The organism is uncultured Aquimarina sp. (genome assembly GCF_947500065.1).
Lineage (GTDB): Bacteria > Bacteroidota > Bacteroidia > Flavobacteriales > Flavobacteriaceae > Aquimarina.
The window spans coordinates 21,383-42,507 of the sequence record NZ_CANMQT010000019.1 but is presented as its reverse complement, the minus strand read 5'-3'; the positions used below and the strand labels follow the sequence as shown (position 1 = coordinate 42,507).

The window sequence follows — 21,125 nt, the reverse complement described above, 5'->3', positions numbered from 1 at the left end:
TATGTGACAAAAACTATCTTTTTGCAATTTTACTCCGTATTCTGCTTAATGATTGGCGTTCGATACCTAAATAAGTAGATAAATGAGATAAGCTTATTCTATTGATAATATCTTTATTATGAGCTATGAAATCCAGGTATCTTTCTTCAGCATTTTTAAATAAAAAACTCTCTACTCTATCTGTTTGGAAAGTCAATACATATTCTGCAATTAGCCTTCCATACATTTCACTTGTCTTATACCTTTTATAACCTTCCTGAATTTTATCATATGGCAATTTTATGATTACCGATGGTTCCAGGCATTCAATAAAATACTTAGATGGTATCTGTCTAATAAAAGCTGGATAATCTGTGGCATAATTATTTTCGTTAACAAAACCAGTAGTTATCTTATTTCCTTTTTCATTAATATAATATCGTCTTAAAAGACCTTTACATACAAATCCAACTTCTTTCTGAACCTCTCCACTTTTAAATAAGAACTCTTTCTTTTCATATGCTTCTATTGTAAGATATGAGCGTAAAAAAGACAGTTCTTCTGAATTTAAATCAGGAAATGTTTTGAAATAGGACTCATAATATTTTTGAAAGTCTGCTTTTGAATTCACGCTTTTGTATTAATGGATTTTTATAAAAATGTATATCTCATAGAAAAACTTATTATTATTGACAATTAATATTTAAATGAACTTCTTGAAGGCGTTTCCAAATTGGATGATTTATATCTTTAGGAGATAGATAGAACCATACAAAATGTTTTTTCTTAGCAGGACAATATTCATATTGGATATTAGCATTCAAAGTAGTTATATCATTAGCAAAAAACTCATCATACATTTTTATAGAACCTGTATACTTATGATCACTTAATTGTTTTATTGAAGATTGAGTTTCTGGAATATCTTTAAAGAAATTAAAATTGGTAATAGCTCCTGTATTCATAAGTCCATCAAAATAGATATTCATAATATTTTCCAGTTCCGTAGCATTCAATTTTGGATTATCTTCTAAAACCCATAAAAAAACGTAAGAAAAATAATCTTCACTATTGGTGTCACCCCAACCCGGTGCAAATCGAATATGCTCTTCTCCATTGTATTCTAAATCTCCCGCAAATATCAATGGAAACTCCAGAACTTCGCTTCGCCAATCACTTTTTGCTTCGAGAACATTATCTATAGTATTATGTAGTCTAAAATAAAGATACCCTGCACCAATCGCTACAAGAATTATCAAAACAAGTATTATTTTCAGTAGCTTTTTTAGCATAATTGGTTATATCAAGAGAGAATAGTTTTCATATTATGGTTACTTACTTTTTTAATTTAAACATCTAATATTCTTCTGTGATAGTTTATTTGCCCCAAGTGATATGTCAAATGAGTTGTTAAATGCACCAAAAAACGCTCTGTACTAGGATTTGCGTCCATTAATATTCTAGGATATTCTTTTTGTAAATCTTCTTTAGTTATCATATCCAATGAATCTTTTACAATCTTCATGGTTTCATTAACCATAGATATTAACTCAGTTCTGGGAACATTTTTTAAAGAGAATTCTTGATCTCTTTGTCTTATATATCCGGTATTTCCAAATTCTGCACCTATATATGTATTTAGGTTACCTACAAGATGTAAGCAAAGATTACCTGCAGAATTACTAATATCATCTGTTTCGATCCATAAATTTTCTTCTTTAGAATAGGAGGCTATTTCTACTCGTAATTTGGTTAAATCTCTATCAAATATTGTTTTTAATATTTCTATGATTGAATCATTCATTGGATATCATTTTTTTTATTAGAGTAATTTGACCTAAATGATAATAACTATGTTCAATCATTGCGTCTATATTTCTTTGATACGTTCCATATTTTTTATCTACAAAAACTTCATCCCATTGTTCATCAGACATATTATCTAGTAGATTGGCAAAACTTTCCGAATTATTCCATAACGTATTTAATAAAGCCTTCCAGTCATCCTCAGATGTAATTGCCGGAGCATCAAAACTATATGTATCTTTTATTTCTAAAGGACCACCTTTTAACACGTTCAATACTCCTTCTATATAGTAATTGATATGAAAAGCAAGCACCGCAATAGTATTTAAAGATTCTATTTTAGAATTAGCCTGCTTCCAATCTACACTAGATAATTGGTCTTTATAATTGGTATTGGCAATCCAAATACCATCTAACATTACTTCTCTAAATCGATTTGCTATCTGTTTTGATCTATTCATCTTTTTCATCGAAAAACAACTACAATATGATATGAATTAATAATTATTTAAAAATAACTTTTTAAAACCATATTTCACAATTGAATAAAATCAATTTCAAAACAAAAACAAACGACTACAAACGTTTACAACCGAAAATAAACACTTCCTAACCGAATCGCATTCTAGTCCGGTTCTATGTTTGCAGTGTCGAAATATTAGAACTCGATACTATTAATTAATCATTTAATCTGCCTGTAGTAGACAGGCACTAAAATTACAATTATGAACACACTTAAAAACAAAGTACAACTAATCGGAAATTTAGGACAAGAACCAGAAATCGTAAACCTTGATTCTGGAAAGAAATTGGCAAAATTTTCTATTGCTACTAACGATTACTATTATAATAAAGCTGGTGATAAAATTACCGATACTCAATGGCACAATATTGTGGCTTGGGGAAAAACTGCAGAAATCATTGAGAAATATGTAAACAAAGGACAAGAAGTAGCTATAGAAGGTAAACTTACATCACGCAGTTATGATGACAATGAAGGCAATAAAAGATATATTACAGAAGTAGTATGTAGCGAATTTTTGATGTTGGGGAAGTAATATTGATATCTGTTTTAATACAAATACAAGATGTTGCTAAATAGTTATGGTAACATCTTGTATTACTTTTTTGAATAATTCAAAAAAATGAAATTTTAATTATTTTTAAATACAATTATTTACTTATTTCAAGCCATTTATTAATCACTTCTTTTTCTTTATTAATAGAATAATATTTAATTTGTTTTCCTTCCATAACCTCTCCAAAACTAACATCATCCTTTGGGTGTCTGATTTTATATCCCTCTAATTGATCTGTTATCATTTCTACCATTGGACGATTTACTAAACCAGCCTGAACGGCTTTCTGAACATTAAAATAATACGAACCTACAGGTTTTGGCTTCCATAAGGGTATTATTTTATATGGGAGTAATCCGTGTTTTATTAGAAAGTCACCATTAATCCAATGTATTTTTTTAGGCATACCTGTAACATGGATAAGACTAGACACATAATCCTTAAAAGGAGTTGGATTATAGGCGACATTAAAGGAACCAAATGTTGCAGTTTCCGAGCAATGAACTATAAAATTCGTTAAGCTTTTAACATCCGTAACCTGCATATGATGGTTATGAACATTAGGCACCATGATTTCTCCTCCTTTATAAAATCTAATAGGCCAAAATGGCTCTGCATTTGGATCATTAGGTCTCGTAATCCTAAAATCTTTCATTCCATGTGATCTGTATATTGTAAAATTACTTATCCGTTCTCTAATTGCTTCTTCCGCAAAGGTCTTTCGTATTGCATACCTAAAATCTTCGCTGATCGTTTTAGGTGATTTTGGTAGCGGGTTTAACGGCTCTGTTTCTTCTATAAATTTTTTATCCCATTTATCATAGACAGAAACAGTAGATATGTAATGATAATGTCCAAAACGTCCTTTAAATTCTTCTAGAAAATCAGAGACCGCTTTTGGGGATTTCTGCCAGGTATCAACAACAATGTCCCAATACGATTCCTTGTATATTTTATCTATATTTTTAAGCCCTTGTTTGTTTTCTTGCTCCCTATCACAAATGGTAATAGGTAAATTACTAAACAAATGGATATTCGTCTTACCTCTATTTAATAATGTAACATCATAACCTGATTTCAAAAATGTTTCAACAATACTAGGCCCCAAAAAGCCTCTTCCGCCAAGAATCAATACTTTTTTATTATTTTAATTTCAGAAATCTAATTTCGAAAAACGAAACATTATAAAAAACAAATATGTTTTAGATAGCGGTAGATTTGTTATAAACCTTGTATTTAGCGTAATGAATACTTCGTGTTTTAAGCACCTATAAGTTTAAGGTATTCTTTTTTATAACTATTACTTACTCTAAATAGAGTCTCATCTTTCATTTTAGTATCGATTTCTCCGTGGTTAGAGTAGATCAATTTATCTATGTAGTCGATGTTGATAATTGTAGATCGATGAATTCTAATAAATTTTTTATCATCAATATCCTTAAGTACACCATCTAAGGATGTGCGCAAAACATATGATTTATCAATTGTTTTAATATCAACATAACTACCTGAAGCTGTAATGTACTGGATAGTATCTATAGGAACTAGAGTAGCTTCTTTTCCTACTTTAATAATTAGTTTTTTATTAAACTGAGAGATAATACTATGCCCGATGGTTTCATCCTTTACATGACTTAAGAGTGTACGTAATTGATTCTCAAATATGGAAGTTTTACGCTCTATTTCCTCAGTATGCGCTTTATCCTTATTTTTTATATACATAAAGAATAAGTATATAAGTGTACTAAACAAAAGTGCCTGTATGGCATAATAAGAATTATCAAAAACGTAGAACCAAAACACTCGTTTATCTTCATAATAATTATGAAATCCAAAAATATTGTATACGATTATTTCTTCTAATGTATACCGCATCCCAGCAAAAACAAGAAGCATTCCAACAATAGCAATAAAAAAGGCAACTAGATTCTTTTTAGGAAGTGTTCTGGGGCAAATTACATTGTAGTTTATCGTATATACACTAAAAAAAGTAATGAAAAATGTAATCTTAAGTAAAATTCTTCCCGGTTTCAAATTGTTCAAAAACCTTTCTGACCCTAAATACACATAACTACTAAAAATACCCATGAGGACTATAATAACACCTACTATAACATGATATTTAAGTGTATTTTTAATTCTCATATGTTAAAAGTGAATATTTATAATGCATAAAGGTGTTACATATCTAATTGCTTATCGATAACTCCATTAAAAGTGTTCTTAAATTATGATTTTTACTTTGTAACTCTTGTAAAGTATGTTTTCTTCTTTCTAAATATATTAAATATTGTTTAGCCCACTTCTTTTGTTCGAATTGATAATCCTTAATGGACTGGAAATTACTTTTAATTAAACTCATTGATTTTTCTGAAATATTAACCAATTTCTGTTCAATATACATCAAGCGTTTTATACCATTATAAAACCCTGTTAACGCAACATAAATCTCGGGATTAAGTACTTCGTAACCTTGATCTGTCAATAAGGATATAGCATTTATAGGATAGGCAGGAGATAAAAAAGTAACTCCTTCTATTTTTGGAATCTGGTCATTATTTAATGTATTCCTAAAATCTGTATTGAACTTTGTATGATACGAAATAAACCCTTCAAACAACTCATCGTATGTTTCTAAACCTATGTGCATTAATGAAAGAACCTGGGTCATTTCTTTTTCTTCCATTTTTTGTTCTCGATAGTTTGTAAACAAAAAAGCTAAGCTAACACCAATAAAAACTATGATCAGATCTAAAATTAACTGTAAATGGTTTATTTTTTTGAAAGCTTCCTTCATAATCTATTTTTAAAAAGAAAACATTCCTCCAATGTTCCAATAATACATAAAGTATGATAAACATAGATAAGATATGGTTATCAGCGTTATATATATTTTATGTTTTTTTCTTCCTTTATTTTTTAAAAACAAACTCATTTTAAAAATAAAATATCCAGCTATCAGAAACAAAATAACAAACAACCAAATACTAGTCGAACCCGAGTTAATTATTGATCTATCTATATCCTTTATGATCGTATAGATTTGATAACCAACAATTCCTGCAGAAATAGTACTAATAATAAAAACCTGAGTTAAGATCCTACCATACGTATAGTAACTGTCTGTTTTATTAGATTTTGAAAACTTGAACAAAATCAGCGGTATTATTCCAGAAAGGCAAAGTATTAGTAAAATCCCTCCTATTGACAGCTTTTTTATGAAATCGGACTTAAATTCGTTTTTATAAGGAGTAACAAAACTCTTTTTTGATCTTTCTGAATTGTTAAAAAGAATGATTGCATCATATCCTTTTAACAATGACTTATTTGAATCCGAGATACTGGCAAATACACTATCAGATATACTCGTTACATATTTTTCACAATCCAGTAAAACGATGTTAGACCGTTCAAAAACATATTCCGTTACGAATTGTACATTCTTATGATAGTTGAAAAGTGCAATAGATTGTACATCGGATTTTGTTTTTTTTACAATATGATTTCCTAGTGTTTCAACGCCATTGGGACCTATACCTTTAATTATATGGGCACCTCCCATTTTAAAAACCGCTTTTTGTTGTGGCTTTTTATGAATATATGCGTCAAATTGGTTTTTCATAAATTGTTCTCTCAACTCAACTGAAATTTGTTTAGATAGTTCTCCTCGTTGTCCAGCGTGCCAGGAAACATAGATATTCATGGAAGTTTCAAGGTGATCTAAAATCTCCATAACTTCTTCTGATAAATTATCTCCAAATGCCTCCTTAATCGCTTCAAAATCGCTTTGATTTGGTTGATTTAAATACCTTCCCATTTTTAAGGATGCCTTTAAAAAAATTCCTTGCGCAAGCCTTCTAGCATTTTCATTTGGAGCTAATTCTATTAAACGTTGATATGGATGAATTGCTGTAATCATTTGATCTAAGCCCCAAATCTCAGAAGATTTTTCAACAGACTTTATAAGTTTAATTTCCTCATCATAATCAAATGCGATAGCGTGTGGGTATTTGGAAATTATTTTGTCAATACCTTCTTCCGAAATTTTTCGAGCACTCCAGCCATCTATTTCTAATGCCAAATTAAAAGATTCTTTTTCGTTAAGTTTTGTATGTATAAAATGAACCAATCTAGGAATACCACTAATACCATGTTGCTCTCCAAATAAATAAAACTGAGTATTATCCTGCTTACTAAGAATCCAATCTATCCCTTCTCCAAAATATAACTGGTCCTTTTTGTTTATAGCATATAAATAATGGTCAGAATTCTCGTTCTGAGCTTGTACTGGATCCATACTACTTAAAATAACAAATACTAAAAAGAAGGATGCGATAACTGGCTTCATCTAATACATTCAAATATTTATTCAACTTGATAAGCTTGTAAATTCTGAAATTTAATAAGACATTCTTGATAGTATGTTTTGAATGAGGCAGAATTTGTTATAAATAACATTAAATATGCAATGAATATTTTCTAAAGTTTTATTCAGATGACAGGTATTCCAAAGATATCTGCATATCCAAAAATATCTTTGATTATTAGCTTGAATGAATTATGTCAATAAAAGACAAAATTTGCAAACTTAAAACCCAACTGCTTCACCATACCGAAAAAAAATCACCCTTAAATAAGGATACCTCAACTCTTAAAATCTACTGAACAAATATTTCTTATTCAATCTATTAATTATTGGAAGGTTTGCCTCTAATTGTGATAGGCTATAGAATTAACAGATGGAGCGTTATTATAAATAAAATACTAGTGATTTTCGAATCAATCCTCTTTCTATAAAGCGTTTAAAAGTTAACTTGCCTTAAACAATTTAATAAAATTACTGGTTTCTATGGAATAGAAATTAATTCAACAATACCTTCCCTCTTTCTGGAAAACAAAATATCTTCTAGTTGTCGTATGAAGTAACTTCTGTTAATTAATTCGTAACAGCGTTTCTAAAATTCAGTACATTTAACAATATGAATCAAACCCCTATCTATTGAATACATTTACTAAACTTTGGTTTTTAGAAGATTTTATCTTATTCAACAACCTTGGAAAAATGTTAATGATCCGAATGGCGAAGGTTCTTGATATGTTTAATGTAGATAAAGGTCAAATAATTGAACTTAACAAAGCAGAAAAGAAACACATATTTTTTCTGAAACAGGGAACTGTCAAAATAATAGACACCAGAACCAATACTATAAAGTACGTTGTAAATAAAGGCAGTATTTTTGGAGAACTGGCATTGTTTGATTTATATTCAGATCAACATGAACAGGCTGTTGCATTGGAAGACAGTATCCTTTGTGCAATGGCAGCTGATAAAATGTTGGACACTATGAAAAAATATCCTTTCCTGAAAAATAATATTATTAAAGCTTATGGAGCAAGGATAAAAAAATTAGAACAACGATTAAGTGAGATATTATCCAAGGATAGCGCAACTCGGATCCATAATTTCATAAACGACTATGTCTCAGAGTTTGGAGAACAAAAAGACAATATGATAACTGCTAGAAATCTTTTGTCTCATAAAGATATTGCTAATCTTACTAATACCTCGAGGCAAACAGTAAGTAATGTATTAAGCTCTCTTAGAAAACAAGGGATTATAGATTATGACAAACATACAATATCCTTATATCTAATCAATGTAGATAAACAAGTCGCAATATCTTAATAAACATTTATGGATCGATGTTCCATTAAGAGATTATATCGCTTACACCATTTTCTGTTAACACTCCTAGTACTCAATCACCTTCATTTATAAATTAAACGGAAATACAATTCTTACCGGTTATATATAATCTATATGGTTTCAAAACGTATAACTTCTAAAAACCTCTAAAAAAATACCTCAAGTGTCGTTTGAAGTAACTTTCGGAAATTTGTCCAATATTAGTATTATTAAAATTCAGTACTTTTAACATAATCATCCATACCCTACATTGAATACATATACAAAATATTGGTTTTTAGAAGGTTTCAATCTGTTTAACAAACTAGGTAGAATCACCATGATGCGCATGTGCGAGATCCTAGAAATGGATAATATAGATAAAGGAACCACTATTGAATTACTCAATGATGATGAAAAAAGCATCTTTTTCCTTAAAAAAGGAACCGTTAAAATTATAGATGCTAAAAATAATAACGTAAAGTATATTGTAAAAAAAGGGCACATTTTTGGTGAGTTATCACTTTATAACGAGCAAGCGGCGTCAGAAGAACGAGCTATTGCATTAGAAGACTGTATTGTCTGTTATATAGAATCTTCCAGAATGAATCAAATCATGGAGAAACACAAATCCCTTAAAAATGGTGTTTTAAAAGTATACGGTTTGCGAATTAAAAAATTAGAACGACGCCTACAAGACTTGTTGTACAAAGATAGCACCACAAGAATAAAAGAGTTTATCACCGACTATATCAAGGAGTTTGGAGAAGAAGAAAATACGAGAATAATCGCTAAAAACCTTTTGTCCCACAAAGACATTGCTAACCTAACTAATACATCTCGGCAAACAGTTAGTAATGTAATGAGTTCTTTAAGAAAAGATTCTTTAATTGACTACGATTCTCAATTTCTCTCAATCCCAATAGAACACAAAACATGATGCTATTATTCATTGTTACTTTTTACGGGGCTTATAATATTAAAAATGTATCAGCTGAAGAACAATTCTTCAGAAAATTGATTGTATTAAAACTTATATCATGCAAATTAAACTAACAAAAAATGTATGGTTATTATGTACCTTTTTATGTACACTAATAACATACGGGCAAGAAATCGAAACTTCCATTTTTATAACTTCAAACACAGGTGATGTAACGAATCAAAGCAATTTATCTAAAATCATTACAGAAGCCCAAAAAACTTCTAATTCTAAATTACTTATTGTAGGAAATGCAGCATCAAAAGATGGTTTTATAAATGAAAGTTCAGAACAAAAATTAAAAACTCAATTAGAAACTTTATCTACTTATGATCAAAATACCATTTATATTCCAGGCGCTAATGATTGGATTAAAAGAGGTAATAAAAGTATAAGAAAGTTAGAAAAGTTTATCCAAAAGAATAGCAATGCCAAATTCTATCCAGATGATGGATGTCCAATAAAGAAAAAAGAAATTAGCGAAAATGTAGTATTAATTACCATTGATTCCCAATGGTATCTAGAAAACTGGAATGATCATATTTATCTTAATGAAGAATGCGATATAAAAAACAGAACGTTATTCTTTCTAGAATTAGAAAGCATCTTAAAAAAATCTCAAGACAAAATTAAGATTGTAGCCATACATCATCCAATACACAGCTATTCTAAACAAGGTTTATTAGCAAATACAGCCGGAACGTCTACTCAGGATTTTCAGAACAAGCAGTATCGTAATTTTAGAAACAGAATTACCACGATGGCGCGACAAAATGAAAACATAATTTTTGTTTCTGGAAAGGGCAAAAATCTACAATACATAAATAGGTATGGAGTCCCACAAATCATAAGTGGTGCTATTGAAAAAACAGAACGTGTTAAAAATGCTCTTGAAGGAGATTTTGTAAGTACACAAAAAGGATATGCCAAATTAGACATTTACACTGATGGCAAAGCCACTGTTCATTATTATTCTTTGGAAAATGGAAGCACAACTCCCCTATTTAACGCAACAGTATTACGAAACGAAAAAGCAGAAACTTCATACACACTAAAACCTGCGAATAGTTTTTCAGCAACTAAGAGTTCATCTGTTTATAGTCCTGATGAAACTAAAAGAAGTAAATTATACAAAGGATTATGGGGGCAACATTACAGAAAATATTATAGTAAACCAGTACAAGCTAAAGTCGCTTTTTTAGATACTCTTAAAGGAGGTTTAACACCAGTTAGAAAAGGAGGAGGGCATCAATCCAATTCACTTAGATTAGTCGATAAAGATGGTAAACAATATGTAATGCGTGCACTACGAAAAAGTGCTACAAAATTCATCCAGTCTACAGCCTTTCTTGACAAATATGTAGAAGAAGATCTACAAGATAGTTATGCCGATCGATTTTTATTAGATTTCTATACTACTGCACATCCTTATACTCCTTTTGCTATAGGAACATTATCAGATGCTGTTGATGTATTTCATACCAACCCAAGTTTATATTATATTCCAAAACAAGAAGCTCTTGGTGAATTCAATAACAGTTTTGGGGATGAACTATATTTAGTAGAAGAACGAGCAGAATCTAGTCATAGTGACCTGGCATCTTTTGGGAAACCTAAAAAGATTCTAAGTTCTAATGATGTATTACAAGAAATACATAAAAGTGGTAAATCTGTTGTTGATGAACCCTCATATATCCGAGCACGATTATTTGATATGCTAATTGGTGACTGGGATCGACATCCCGATCAATGGCGATGGGCTTTATTCGAAAAAGAAGATGGAACAGAAATTTGTAAACCCATTCCCAGAGATCGAGATCAGGCATTCTCTGTTTTTGATGGGACTATTGTTACCTTCCTAACACATGCAATACCAGGATTACGAAAAATGCAATCTTATGATGACCACTTACGCAGTCCCAAATGGTTTAGTCAAACTCCATATCCATTAGATATGACCTTTATTAATGGTTCAGACTGGTCTAAATGGAAAAAACAAGCTACTTATATTCAGAAAAATCTTACGGATGAAGTAATAGAAAATGCTTTTGAGAATGTTCCTGAGGAAATGAAAGGTGAAACCATTGATGATATTAAAAAGAAACTGAAAGGAAGAAGGTCTAATATCGTTGATATTGCTCAGGAATATTATAAGCACCTCAACAATTTTGAAGTAATAGCAGGTACGTTAAAAGATGATGTTTTTAATATAAAAAGATTACCTAATGGCCAGACCAATATTGAAATCCAAAGAAAAGATATTGGCATCCTGAATAGAACCTTTAATAAAGAAGAAACTAAAGAAATTTGGTTATATGGATTAGATGGTAATGATACCTTTAATGTAGAAGGAAAAGGAAATGACCTCATCAATATTAAAGTAATTGGAGGTAAGAAAAATGACACATATGACTTCAAAAACACAAAAAAAATAAAGTTATATGATTATAAAAATAAAAATAACACTATTGTAAATAAACGTTCTAAAAAGTGGCTTGTAGACGATTATGATGTCAATAATTATGACTACAAAAAAAGGAAATACTCTTTTAATCAAATACTCCCATTAATAGCGTATAATCCAGATGATGGACTACGAGTTGGTGTATTAGATAATTTCACATATTACGGATTACAAAGAAATCCGTTCACTCAGAAACATTCTATTAGTGCTTCCTTCTATACGGGTTCCGGAGGTTTTGATGTGTCCTATAAAGGCGAATTTTCTCATATTTTCCATAATTGGAATTTTGGTGTAGAAGGTTTGTACACCAGCCCGAGCTTTGCTCAAAACTTCTTTGGTTTTGGTAATGAAACGGATTATGATAAAGACATTGTTGATTTAGATTTTAATCGAGTTCGACTTAGAAAATGGAACGCAGCTATCTCCTTAATCTGGAGAGGAAGAGATGGTGGATATTTTCAATTTAGACCTCTCATAGAATCCTTCGAATTAGAAAACACAAATGGTCGCTTTGTTAATAATATACCCATCACTAATGATGTTTTTGATCAACAAACCTATGCAGGCGCAGAAGTTACCTATGCTTTTGAAAACAAAAATGATATTGCATTTCCAACGCTGGGGATGGAAATAGGAATTACTGCAGGATATAAAACGTCAATTGACGGAGGAGATAACGATAATAGTTTTGGCTATATCGAACCAAGAATTGATATCGACCATAAATTAAATAAAAAAGGAAATCTTGTGTTTGCTACAGAAATCGGAGGAGAAGTGCTTTTAGGTGATGATTTCGAATTTTATCACGGTGCGCAGATTGGAGGTATAAAAGGTTTACGCGGTTTTAGAAATGAGAGATTTGTAGGTAAATATTCTTTATATCAAAACACCGATTTACGACTTAAACTTGGTAAATTTAAGACAAGCTTTATTCCTCTTAAATATGGAATAACGGGAGGCTTTGATTATGGTCGAGTATGGTTAGAGAATGACAACTCAGATAAATGGCATAACAGTGTAGGAGGATCTTTCTGGATTAGCGGATTAGATTCTTTCACGGCTAATCTAGGGTACTACGCAAGTTCTGATGGAGGAAGAATAGCATTCGTGCTTGGATTTGCTTTTTAGATAATTATAACATTTAATGAAAGTTTTGTTAAATTTTAAGACCAAATAACATATTTGTTCTGATCAATAACAAAATAAACTTCATATAACTAACATCAAAAAAAACTGAAACAACACATGAAAAAACCTGTAGTAATTGCCCAAATCAGTGATTTAGAAAATAAACAACCTACTCACGCCTTAGTGAATGGATTAGATCTTGTTATTGTCAAGTTTGATGAAGAAATTTCTGTACTATATGGAAGATGCCTGCATAGAGGCGCGTTAATGGCTGATGGACATGTCGATGGGCACAATTTAATTTGTGGAGTACATGGTTGGGATTATAGAGTAGATACTGGTGTTTCTGAATATAACAACAAAGAGGTTTTACATAAGTTCAATACAAAAATAGAAGGTGATAGCTTATATGTAGATGAAATAGAAATCGATGCATATTTAACAAATCAACCACAACCTTTTAATAGAGATGAATATCTGGGAGCTTATGCAGATACACATCCAGAAGATACAGAACCTTATACTGGATACATTAAAGAGCTTGCTAAAAATGGATTAAAAAATCTAGGGCATCACGGTTTTTCTGCTTCTATGGGTGTAGATAGAAATACATTGCCTAAATGGAATGATATTCAATTCTTACCAGCTCAATTAGCTAGTAGACCTTTATTAGATCACGAGGAAGTAGCTACCAAAGTGGTGATTGGTCCTAAATCAAAGAAGCCTTTAAGTCTGGATATTCCTTTATTTGTAAGTGATATGAGTTTTGGAGCTTTGTCTAGAGAAGCTAAAATTGCTTTATCCAGAGGTGCAGAAATGGCTGGAACAGGAATTTGTTCTGGAGAAGGAGGAATGTTACCACAAGAACAAGAAAGCAATACCAAATATTTTTATGAACTAGCATCAGCTCAATTTGGATTTTCCTGGGATAAATTAGATAAAGTACAAGCCTTTCATTTTAAAGGTGGACAAGGAGCAAAAACAGGTACAGGTGGTCACTTACCGGGTAGCAAAGTAAGTAAAGAAATTGCGGAAGTTAGAGGATTAAATCAAGGGGAAACCGCTATTTCACCTGCTACTTTTCCTGATTTTCACGGTGTGAAAGATTTCAAAGCATTTGCTGAACAGGTGCGTGAACGAACTGGTGGGATCCCAATTGGTTTTAAAATTGCAGCCAGTCATATCGAGAAAGATATCCAGTTTGCTTTAGATGTTGGTGTAGACTATATCATCTTAGACGGACGCGGTGGTGGAACAGGATCCGCTCCTACTATTTTACGTGACAATATTAATGTACCTACAATTCCAGCTTTAGCAAGAGCTAGAAAATATCTTGACAAAGTGGGTGCTACAGATGTTACCTTAATTATCACTGGAGGATTAAGAATAGCAGAGGATTTTGCAAAAGCAATGATGCTTGGCGCTGATGCTATTGCTGTATCTAATTCAGCCTTACAAGCTATCGGTTGTTTAGGAATGCGAGCTTGTGGAAGTAACAATTGTCCAGTAGGTATTGCTACGCAAAAAGAATCATTGAGAAGTAGGTTGATTATTGAATCTTCAGCAAAGCAATTACACAATTATTTTGACGCAACCAATAACTTAATTAAAGTTATTGCAAGAGCTTGTGGATATGATGACGTATCTAAATTTAATCAAGATGATTTATCAACTTTTGATCGGGATATGCATAAACTAACTGGCATCAATTATGCCGGTGTGCTTTAAAACACGAGAATTAACACATACTAACTAAACCAACAATATGACAACTCAAATGCACTTAGCGGCTCAATATCTCGCTGCAGCTGGAATAAGTTTTGTAGATAAAAAAGATGACGATAGTCATACAAATCTTGGGTTTTCAGTAGAAAAAGGAACACTCTATACAAGGAAATTAGACAATAAACCAATTGTACTTTCGCTCAGCTATGATCTTTTTACATTAGAATGGAATGACGCCAGTTCTAAAAGCACCTTGCGATTAGACGGTACAACACACGCTGAAGTTATGCAATGGATCAATAGAATGGCGACTAATAGTAATATCTCTGTTCCATATTCTTACGATATTCACTATGAACTACCTTATCAAATCAAAGATGACTATGTGTTCAAATTACAAGATGTTTCAGCACTTCAGCAATTAAAAAAACATCGAGTATTGGCATATGAAATCATAAGAGAATTTTTGGATCGTAATAAACTAGATTCTGAAATTAGAATATGGCCTCATCATTTCGATACAGGAGCTTTTGCTCCTTTAGAAGACGAAGCAGGTCTTGCAATCGGATTAGGTTTGGCAATTCCTGATGAAGCTCACAATGAATATTACTTCTATATAAGTGCGTATCAAGGTCACGATGGTGTAGATACAGCAAACTTTAAATCGCTATCTCTTGGCGAATGGAAAAATGAAGGTTTTAAAGGTGCTATTTTACCTGTTACAGGTGTAAATAAAGACAATGGAGTTACTTTTTTTGAAGAAGCTCTTTCTATATATAAAAACTAAAAAATTATGGAGCATTGGTATCTACCGGCGACTATCATACCAGGTATTGGACTGTTGATATTATCCACTTCTAATCTTTTAGTTAATCTAAGCACAGAAATTAAAACATTGATCACAGAAGACTCAACAAAAGAAAAACTGATTGAACGAAAACTAAGACAACTTAAGCTACTAAATAGTGCAATGGTTTTCTTATATGTCGCGGTTGCTAGTTTTGTGATTTCTGCTTTAGTTTCAGGGATTTATAAAAGTATCAAAATCGATTTTAATGCTACAATTTATATCACCATCGCTGGTATTATTAGCGCCCTATTAGGTTTAATAGCTCTCATTTTATATTCGTTTAGAGCTGTAAAAATCAGACAGGATCAATATCACAATAAATGCTAACATCTTAAAAAATAATCATGACTTCAAAAAAAGAAACTGTTTGGTATAAAGTACTAGATAACAAAGACAGACTTCCAGAAGGAAGAGTGCAGACTGTGACCGCTGGTCATCAAGGTGTTTGTCTAACTCATTATGAAGGTAAATTTTCTGCTTTAGATAATAGATGCCCGCATCAAGGAGGTCCTCTAGGAGAAGGTTCTATAGAAAATGGTTTATTGCGTTGTCCATGGCACGGATGGGATTTTGATCCTTGTACAGGATTACCTCCAGGAGGTTATGATGATGGTGTTACTACTTTTGAAGTAAAAGAAGAAGGAGATGCCATCTTAGTTGGTATTCCCGAAGAACCTAAACATGAAGATACCATTTCTGATGTCATGATCCAAACCATGGTTAACTGGGATGTTGATACCGTTTTTGGAATGGTAGGACACTCTAATCTTGGTGTTGCAGATGCTATGATGCGATTAGAAGAGCAAGGAAAATTACAATATTTCGGAATTCGTCATGAAGGAGCAGCAGCATTTGCCGCATCAGCGTATGGGAAATTAATGGGAAAACCAGCAGTATGTTTTGGTATTGCAGGACCCGGTTCTACTAATATGTTCACAGGTATGTGGGATGCTAAAGTAGATAGAGCACCACTACTAGCATTTTCTGGGCAAGTAAATACACAAGTGATGGGTACTGGTGCGTTTCAAGAAGTAGATTTAGTCAAAGCTTTCCAGACCGTGGCAGATTTTAATCACGCAGTACAGCAAAATTCAAAACATAGCGAATTAATGAGTTTGGCTATCAAAAGTGCTTTACTAAATAGGAATGTATCACATATTACATTTCCTGATGAAGTCGCTTTTATGCCAAAAACAGAAGGAGAGCAAGCGCAAACTCCTGAGGATAGAATAACTCCTATGAATATTTCACCTCCAAAACAAATGGTTGCAAAAGCAGTTTCGATGATTTCGGAATCAAAAAAACCAGCTATTATCGTAGGACACGGAGCAAGATTTCATATGGAAGCTATTACTGCCTTTGCCGATAAACTAAAATGCCCAGTAATTACCACCTTTAAAGGAAAAGGGTTAATTGCTGATGCTCACGAATTAGGATGTGGTGTATTAGGTCGTAGTGGAACTCCAATTGCATCTTGGTTTATGAATGAAAGTGATTTATTGATTGTATTTGGAGCTTCTTTTTCTAACCATACGGGAATCACTCCAAAGAAACCCATAATTCAGGTTGACTTTGATCCTACAGCCTTGAGTAAATTTCATAAAGTAGATGCAGCTCTTTGGGGAGAAATTTCAGAAACACTATCGCTGATAGAGGAACAAACAGAGAACAGCATCAATACTATAGATAGAAGATCAGAGATTGCAGAGCGATGGAACATATGGAAAGAAGAAAAAGCAAATAGATTAAAAGATCAAAGCGATAAAGGAATAAGCTCCATAGCTGTATTCGAGGCGATGAATAAAGTCACTCCTGCTAATGCCGTTATCGCTGTAGATGTAGGGAACAACACCTATTCTTTTGGAAGATATTTCGAACCTAAAAATCAATCCATTTTGATGTCTGGATATTTAGGATCCATTGGTTTTTCATTACCCGCTGCAATGGGAGCTTGGGCTGCACAAGGAAAAGAAAGACCTATTTGGTCAGTATCTGGTGATGGTGGTTTTGGTCAGTATTTAGGAGAAATGATGACATTGGTTAAATACAATATGAATATCAAACATGTATTGCTAAACAACTCTGAATTAGGAAAGATTTCTAAAGAACAAAAAGCCGCAGAAGTAGACGTATGGCAAACATCATTACACAATGTGAGTTTTGCAAAATATGCAGAAAACTGTGGTGCTCTGGGAATTAAAGTCACGAAAAAAGAAGACCTGATTCCTGCCTTAGAAAAACTCAGAGATCACGATGGTCCGGCATTGCTAGAAATAATTACAGATGTAAATCTTATATAAATATGGAAATAGCAATTAAAATTATAACAAGCTTTTTAGGACTCTATTTCGGAATTGGTTTTTTATTTGGTATTTACTTTTTTATCAAAGGAGCTTTTAAAATAGATGAATTGATTGCAGATAGTAAATGGACCGTCCGATTATTATTGGTTCCAGGAGCAATAGGACTTTGGCCTGTTCTTCTTTTGAAAATAATTAATAAATCAAGAACAAAATCATGACTTCAGGATTACGAAAAACTCATAAAATCATATGGATCCTGTTACTTATTGCAGTACCTGTATTGCTCATGTTTTCAATTCATAGTATTAAAGAGCCCTTACTTACAGATAGTGATGTACTAATTTCCGAAAAGGTTTCGGGGCAACGTACTGTATTAGAAAACGATACCTTTTATATCAGTATCAAAGAACAAAACTCATCAAATGCACTTCAGGTTATTCTAAAAAAACCGCTAAAAACTGCCTCATCAATTTTGTATGGTATAACACCAAGTAATGGAGATGGTAACTATCTAGGTACATTGAGTAAGAAAGGAATATATCAGTTCGAAGTTGATAAATCAACCAAAAGCATCAGGATCTATGATGATATCAAGAAAAATAACATTATTAATATAGCACTATAATGGGAGTAAATTATCAACCAGTACTTTGGAATAGAAACAAAAAAATCTATGACAAATGGATAGGATTCAGCATGCTCATTTATCTTCTCTGTTTTATAGGAATTACCATAATCACTAACGGTGAAACAAGTCCAGAAACGTTGATCATACGTGCTTTTGGAACATTAGCTATTGCTTTATTGCATATTATTTTAGCTATTGGACCTTTAGCAAGGCTCAATACAAGATTTCTGCCCTTATTATATAATCGTCGACATCTTGGTGTGAGTATGTTTTTGGCAGCTCTGGTTCACGGTGGATTTTCTATGTTTCAATTTCATGCGCTGGGAAATACGAATCCCATCTATGCTATTTTTACTTCGAATATGGATTACGGTTCTCTAACCAATTTTCCTTTTCAGGTATTAGGTTTTTTTGCTTTAATTATTTTATTTCTGATGGCTGCTACGAGTCACGATTTCTGGTTAAAAAACCTATCTCCTAAAACATGGAAACGTCTGCATATGATGGTTTATTTTGCATATGTATTGATCATCTTACATGTATTCCTTGGAGCATTTCAACAGCAACCATCTATTGCTTCAATCCTGGTGTTAGGACTAGGATTTATAACGATCGCTTCCTTACACTTGGTTACTGGACTAAAAGAAACGAAGGCTGACAAAGCGAAAACACAACTGATTGAGGATGGTTGGGAATATGTTTGTGATATTGATGAAATTCCCGAGGATAGAGCTAAAATATTTATTGTAGACAACGAACGAATTGCTGTATTTAAATATGATAATAAATTGTCGGCAATCCATAACGTATGTAAGCATCAAGGAGGTCCTTTGGGTGAAGGAAAAGTTATAGATGGCTGCGTTACCTGTCCGTGGCACGGATATCAATACCTGCCTCATAATGGGCAGTCTCCTCCTCCATTTACCGAAAAAGTGGCTACATACCGTCTGAAAAATAATAATAACAAAATATATGTGCTACCAGAAGCTCTAGCGGAAGGAACTGAAGTAGCACCTGTCACTTATTAAATAGCAATCACTATGAATAATAATGAAGATGATTTTTTTGTTGGTTACTTAGATAACGTTTCCTCTAAAACAAAAAAGACAGTGAAAAACTTTGTGTTAATAGGGATATTAACGCTTATAACGATAGCAGCTGTTTTTGCTTTTACACAAAATACCTTTAAGAACAGTTCTTTTGAGTTAACTACGAATACAAAGATTATGGGAGTCTATCATGAGATGCCATATCCTATGTTGAAAGTTAAAACTGCTGAAAACACTTTTAAAAATATATTATTAATCGGTTTTGGAAAATATAGTGCTAATCCATTTCTAAAAAAGATACGAGAAGAAGCCTCTGAGTTATCAGGAAGTATGCTTAGTATAGAAGGTAACCTCATCTATTACAACGGAAAAACATTATTACAGATCACTAGCGATGAAAAAGTTACGCTCATCGAAAAAGCTAATACGAAACGATTACCTAAAACCAAATCATTGGTAAATGATATGGAATTAACTGGTGAAATTGTAGATCCCAAGTGTTATTTTGGGGTAATGAAACCTGGAAAAGGAAAGATTCATAGAAGTTGTGCTGTATTATGTATTTCTGGAGGAATTCCGCCTGTATTAGCAACTACCGATGAGAATAATATCTCTGAATATTATTTGATTACGGATCAGAAAGGAAATCCTATTAATAAAGAAATACTACCGTACGTTGGGAAACCTTCATTAGTAACAGGTAATGTCGTGAAAATTGAAGACTGGTATCAATTAAGAATTGATGTTAGTAGTATAAAAGAGCTGAATTTACCTTCCAGGATATATTAAATATGCGTAAAATAATAGAAATATTAGATACTTATAAATATTTAATAGCACTCATCAGTGTGTTTAATTTTCTATTAACTCCAATTCACGCTAGTATATCTGAAATGTATCCTGCTCATGCAGTAGTTCTCAATTATACATTAGTAATTCTTGCTAGTTCATTGATCGCTTCTAATACCAAAACCAGAATAAGAACGTATGTCCTAGGTATTACGGCATTAGTATTTATATGGTTAGAGTTTTCTAATCCAGATATGCATATGATCAATGTATTCCGGTTATTATCTTCATTTCTTTTGTTTTCGTACTTCTGCTTTTTATTATTACAACAGCTAAGGAAAATAGATACAATAAACCTTCAGTTTATTCTTGGTCCTATTTTGGGATTCATTTATTTAGGAATCATCGGTGGAATCCTATTTGAAACTATCCACTTTATTGATCCTGGATCATTTCATTTAAGAGGAGATTATTCAGGATATATATTTTATTACTTTAGTTTTATTAGCATCACTACAGTGGGTTATGGTGATATTACTCCTCTTACTCCACAAGCACAATCCATTACCTTAGTCATGAATATTATTGGCCAGTTTTATTTGGCCATTGTTATTGCTGTTTTTGTTGGAAAATATATTAATGTAAAATCTAAATAAC

General features: G+C 32.1%; 21 protein-coding genes. 13 read left to right on the top strand and 8 right to left on the bottom strand.

From position 1 onward, the window contains the following. Positions 1-13 precede the first annotated feature (13 nt). Genes Q0975_RS27160 through Q0975_RS27145 form a run of 4 tightly spaced genes read right to left on the bottom strand, consistent with a single transcriptional unit; the run spans position 14 to position 2,246 of the window. Positions 14-610, bottom strand: coding sequence for a Crp/Fnr family transcriptional regulator (locus Q0975_RS27160; RefSeq protein ID WP_299443716.1), 597 nt, complete (start codon positions 608-610; stop codon positions 14-16). 55 nt (positions 611-665) lie between these two features. Continuing rightward, positions 666-1,271, bottom strand: a complete 606-nt coding sequence (locus Q0975_RS27155) for a hypothetical protein (RefSeq protein WP_299443713.1) — start codon at positions 1,269-1,271, stop codon at positions 666-668. 56 nt (positions 1,272-1,327) lie between these two features. Next, complete coding sequence (locus Q0975_RS27150) at positions 1,328-1,783, bottom strand: DUF1572 family protein (protein ID WP_299443710.1); 456 nt, start codon at positions 1,781-1,783, stop codon at positions 1,328-1,330. Then, positions 1,776-2,246, bottom strand: a complete 471-nt coding sequence (locus Q0975_RS27145; RefSeq protein ID WP_299443707.1) for a DinB family protein — start codon at positions 2,244-2,246, stop codon at positions 1,776-1,778. The genes Q0975_RS27150 and Q0975_RS27145 overlap by 8 nt, the downstream gene beginning before the upstream one ends. A 264-nt stretch (positions 2,247-2,510) precedes the next feature. Between Q0975_RS27145 and ssb the strand changes: the two genes are divergently transcribed. Continuing rightward, complete coding sequence (ssb, locus tag Q0975_RS27140; RefSeq protein ID WP_299443704.1) at positions 2,511-2,843, top strand: single-stranded DNA-binding protein; 333 nt, start codon at positions 2,511-2,513, stop codon at positions 2,841-2,843. A gap of 115 nt (positions 2,844-2,958) precedes the next feature. Here ssb and Q0975_RS27135 read toward each other — a convergent pair whose 3' ends face one another. The 4 genes from Q0975_RS27135 to Q0975_RS27120 form a co-directional block, all read right to left on the bottom strand. Next, a complete protein-coding gene (locus Q0975_RS27135; protein WP_299443701.1) occupies positions 2,959-3,996 on the bottom strand; it encodes an NAD-dependent epimerase/dehydratase family protein in 1,038 nt (345 codons plus the stop codon). A 128-nt stretch (positions 3,997-4,124) separates the two neighbouring features. Beyond that, positions 4,125-5,009: a LytTR family DNA-binding domain-containing protein gene (locus tag Q0975_RS27130; RefSeq protein ID WP_299443698.1), complete on the bottom strand. Its 885-nt coding sequence runs from the start codon at positions 5,007-5,009 to the stop codon at positions 4,125-4,127. 43 nt (positions 5,010-5,052) lie between these two features. Next, positions 5,053-5,661, bottom strand: a complete 609-nt coding sequence (locus Q0975_RS27125) for a hypothetical protein (RefSeq protein WP_299443695.1) — start codon at positions 5,659-5,661, stop codon at positions 5,053-5,055. A gap of 9 nt (positions 5,662-5,670) precedes the next feature. Further along, entirely contained in the window at positions 5,671-7,212 is a 1,542-nt protein-coding gene (locus Q0975_RS27120) for a hypothetical protein (RefSeq protein ID WP_299443692.1), read from the bottom strand. Positions 7,213-7,863: 651 nt separating this feature from the next. On the opposite strand from Q0975_RS27120, the gene Q0975_RS27115 reads away from it, so the two are divergent. The 12 genes from Q0975_RS27115 to Q0975_RS27060 all read left to right on the top strand — a co-directional run bounded on the left by Q0975_RS27115 (position 7,864) and on the right by Q0975_RS27060 (position 21,124). Further along, entirely contained in the window at positions 7,864-8,550 is a 687-nt protein-coding gene (locus tag Q0975_RS27115) for a Crp/Fnr family transcriptional regulator (RefSeq protein ID WP_299443689.1), read from the top strand. A gap of 271 nt (positions 8,551-8,821) precedes the next feature. Continuing rightward, entirely contained in the window at positions 8,822-9,490 is a 669-nt protein-coding gene (locus Q0975_RS27110) for a Crp/Fnr family transcriptional regulator (protein WP_299443686.1), read from the top strand. Between the two features lie 100 nt (positions 9,491-9,590). Continuing rightward, positions 9,591-13,124, top strand: coding sequence for a metallophosphatase (locus Q0975_RS27105; RefSeq protein WP_299443683.1), 3,534 nt, complete (start codon positions 9,591-9,593; stop codon positions 13,122-13,124). 117 nt (positions 13,125-13,241) lie between these two features. Then, a complete protein-coding gene (locus tag Q0975_RS27100) occupies positions 13,242-14,852 on the top strand; it encodes a glutamate synthase-related protein (RefSeq protein WP_299443680.1) in 1,611 nt (536 codons plus the stop codon). A gap of 37 nt (positions 14,853-14,889) precedes the next feature. Further along, positions 14,890-15,636 carry a hypothetical protein gene (locus Q0975_RS27095; RefSeq protein ID WP_299443678.1) on the top strand — a complete coding sequence of 249 codons (747 nt, stop codon included), beginning with the start codon at positions 14,890-14,892 and terminating at the stop codon, positions 15,634-15,636. A gap of 6 nt (positions 15,637-15,642) precedes the next feature. Then, positions 15,643-16,026 (top strand): DUF2721 domain-containing protein, encoded by a 384-nt coding sequence (locus Q0975_RS27090; protein WP_299443675.1) that lies wholly within the window; start codon positions 15,643-15,645, stop codon positions 16,024-16,026. Between the two features lie 17 nt (positions 16,027-16,043). Continuing rightward, positions 16,044-17,999, top strand: coding sequence for a thiamine pyrophosphate-dependent enzyme (locus Q0975_RS27085; RefSeq protein WP_299443672.1), 1,956 nt, complete (start codon positions 16,044-16,046; stop codon positions 17,997-17,999). A 2-nt stretch (positions 18,000-18,001) separates the two neighbouring features. Then, a complete protein-coding gene (locus tag Q0975_RS27080) occupies positions 18,002-18,220 on the top strand; it encodes a hypothetical protein (RefSeq protein ID WP_299443669.1) in 219 nt (72 codons plus the stop codon). Next, a complete protein-coding gene (locus Q0975_RS27075; RefSeq protein WP_299443666.1) occupies positions 18,217-18,627 on the top strand; it encodes a hypothetical protein in 411 nt (136 codons plus the stop codon). Before Q0975_RS27080 ends, Q0975_RS27075 begins: the two co-directional genes overlap by 4 nt. Continuing rightward, positions 18,627-19,658: a Rieske 2Fe-2S domain-containing protein gene (locus tag Q0975_RS27070; protein ID WP_299443663.1), complete on the top strand. Its 1,032-nt coding sequence runs from the start codon at positions 18,627-18,629 to the stop codon at positions 19,656-19,658. The genes Q0975_RS27075 and Q0975_RS27070 overlap by 1 nt, the downstream gene beginning before the upstream one ends. 12 nt (positions 19,659-19,670) lie before the next feature. Beyond that, entirely contained in the window at positions 19,671-20,468 is a 798-nt protein-coding gene (locus tag Q0975_RS27065; protein ID WP_299443660.1) for a hypothetical protein, read from the top strand. Positions 20,469-20,470: 2 nt separating this feature from the next. After that, on the top strand, positions 20,471-21,124 hold the full coding sequence (locus Q0975_RS27060) for an ion channel (RefSeq protein WP_299443657.1): 654 nt from the start codon (positions 20,471-20,473) through the stop codon (positions 21,122-21,124). Position 21,125 lies beyond the last annotated feature (1 nt).

Excerpts from the sequence above, each read along its gene's own strand:
- Q0975_RS27155 (WP_299443713.1), bottom strand. The coding sequence starts at position 1,271 with ATGCTAAAAAAGCTACTGAAAATAATACTTGTTTTGATAATTCTTGTA.
- Q0975_RS27150 (WP_299443710.1), bottom strand. The coding sequence starts at position 1,783 with ATGAATGATTCAATCATAGAAATATTAAAAACAATATTTGATAGAGAT.
- Q0975_RS27145 (WP_299443707.1), bottom strand. The coding sequence starts at position 2,246 with ATGAATAGATCAAAACAGATAGCAAATCGATTTAGAGAAGTAATGTTA.
- ssb (WP_299443704.1), top strand. The coding sequence starts at position 2,511 with ATGAACACACTTAAAAACAAAGTACAACTAATCGGAAATTTAGGACAA.
- Q0975_RS27130 (WP_299443698.1), bottom strand. The coding sequence starts at position 5,009 with ATGAGAATTAAAAATACACTTAAATATCATGTTATAGTAGGTGTTATT.
- Q0975_RS27125 (WP_299443695.1), bottom strand. The coding sequence starts at position 5,661 with ATGAAGGAAGCTTTCAAAAAAATAAACCATTTACAGTTAATTTTAGAT.
- Q0975_RS27120 (WP_299443692.1), bottom strand. The coding sequence starts at position 7,212 with ATGAAGCCAGTTATCGCATCCTTCTTTTTAGTATTTGTTATTTTAAGT.
- Q0975_RS27105 (WP_299443683.1), top strand. The coding sequence starts at position 9,591 with ATGCAAATTAAACTAACAAAAAATGTATGGTTATTATGTACCTTTTTA.
- Q0975_RS27100 (WP_299443680.1), top strand. The coding sequence starts at position 13,242 with ATGAAAAAACCTGTAGTAATTGCCCAAATCAGTGATTTAGAAAATAAA.
- Q0975_RS27095 (WP_299443678.1), top strand. The coding sequence starts at position 14,890 with ATGACAACTCAAATGCACTTAGCGGCTCAATATCTCGCTGCAGCTGGA.
- Q0975_RS27090 (WP_299443675.1), top strand. The coding sequence starts at position 15,643 with ATGGAGCATTGGTATCTACCGGCGACTATCATACCAGGTATTGGACTG.
- Q0975_RS27085 (WP_299443672.1), top strand. The coding sequence starts at position 16,044 with ATGACTTCAAAAAAAGAAACTGTTTGGTATAAAGTACTAGATAACAAA.
- Q0975_RS27080 (WP_299443669.1), top strand. The coding sequence starts at position 18,002 with ATGGAAATAGCAATTAAAATTATAACAAGCTTTTTAGGACTCTATTTC.
- Q0975_RS27075 (WP_299443666.1), top strand. The coding sequence starts at position 18,217 with ATGACTTCAGGATTACGAAAAACTCATAAAATCATATGGATCCTGTTA.
- Q0975_RS27070 (WP_299443663.1), top strand. The coding sequence starts at position 18,627 with ATGGGAGTAAATTATCAACCAGTACTTTGGAATAGAAACAAAAAAATC.
- Q0975_RS27065 (WP_299443660.1), top strand. The coding sequence starts at position 19,671 with ATGAATAATAATGAAGATGATTTTTTTGTTGGTTACTTAGATAACGTT.
- Q0975_RS27060 (WP_299443657.1), top strand. The coding sequence starts at position 20,471 with ATGCGTAAAATAATAGAAATATTAGATACTTATAAATATTTAATAGCA.